This is a genomic window from Vibrio aestuarianus (genome assembly GCF_012395185.1).
Lineage (GTDB): Bacteria > Pseudomonadota > Gammaproteobacteria > Enterobacterales > Vibrionaceae > Vibrio > Vibrio aestuarianus.
Map to the genome: position 1 here is coordinate 1 of NZ_JAAZTU010000101.1, position 1,350 is coordinate 1,350.

Sequence of the window (1,350 nt, forward strand, 5' to 3'; positions counted from 1 at the left end):
CTTTCGTTCTCAGTGAGGTGCGTGTATTTCATGTTTTTTACTTCTTGGCGGGAGCAAACTTCATGATTATCGCATCTCACTGTTTTTATGTTCAGAGGTGTCGCACTTCGTACTTGAATCCAAGCAGTATTCTATCCACGTATATATCCATTCCAAACGCGCTGAAAATCCTTATTAATTGACTCAATTTTTGAAAGATCATCTGCAAGTAATTTTCTGCCTTTGTACTCAATTAGATAGCTTATTGATTCTTTAGCCCAAGCAGCATCCGTATACATGCACATAAAGTTTGTGTCTAAATTTTTTTGTTCACCTGAACTACTGAGACGCTCATTGAAGCCCAAAACATGTCCATGAATTTGATTAACAATTTTCCGTTGCTCAGGACTTAAAAAAGTACAAATGTCTTTATAGTAATTATCGTAGATTGGGCGAACGACTGGATGCGGGGAAGCTGATGATTGACGGGTTTTTAGCAAATTGATTAACCCTGCTTCGCATTTACTCATTGATTCATTTAAGTGATCAGATATGTCACCTAACTCGTTATAAAAAGCCTTTAGTAACACCCTACGCTTCCAATAGGACTTTAAAAGCTCAGCTCCCTGACCTAAGAACCACCGCTAATAGTGTTATTTCAACTTTTGATAAAGTTTCCAATTTTCCTCCTATACTGCTAACGCCGCGTTAAGTGGTGAGCAACGCGACCACAATCCTAAACCATTGTGCCTTAAACACAAAACTCAACCTAGAACCGAAACTCCCAAGCGTTGGGAATCCGTCTTAAACGCCTAGTTAGCTGCTGCACTTTCGCTAGAAAATTACGCCAAAGTACCTAATTTGAAACACATTATTGCTTTCAAACGGCAAAGTAAAACAAACAGCTGTGAAATTAAAACCCAATCCACGAAATGCGCTTGGCAAAGAAGAAATGACCGAGAAAACCCCATTCCAGAGCATGGTAATTTACAAAGAATTCTATCGAAAAAGCCAACGACAAAGCACACAAAACGAATTTAGGCATTTATGAATTTCAACAACAAAGAAGCCGCGCCAACGAACTTAACAAACACAACTCTTCCCGTAAGCAGACTTCGTTAAGTTCAAACTCTTCACGAAAAGTGCCACTGGCGAGATAGTTGAGAAACTGAGATTTATCCGGTGTGTAGCTAGAAAACCCAAAGCCTTTCCACCCTAAATTCACAGCCTTTCTTAACCCCAGCTAACGCCCAATTAAGTGGTGAACAACGCACTGGCCAAGCCGCTGCATTGCACCGTAAAACACTTTACCTGACGCATAGTAAAACTGCCACGCGTTGAGAATCCACTTGAATTGCTTGTTATGTGAAT

Annotated in this window: 1 protein-coding gene; it reads right to left on the reverse strand. The window is 40.1% G+C overall.

Annotation, left to right across the window (positions count from 1 at the left end; translation table 11 throughout):
* Positions 1 to 131: 131 nt before the first annotated feature.
* On the reverse strand, positions 132 to 569 hold the full coding sequence (locus HGG78_RS18770; protein WP_172533820.1) for a hypothetical protein: 438 nt from the start codon (positions 567 to 569) through the stop codon (positions 132 to 134).
* Positions 570 to 1,350: the final 781 nt, after the last annotated feature.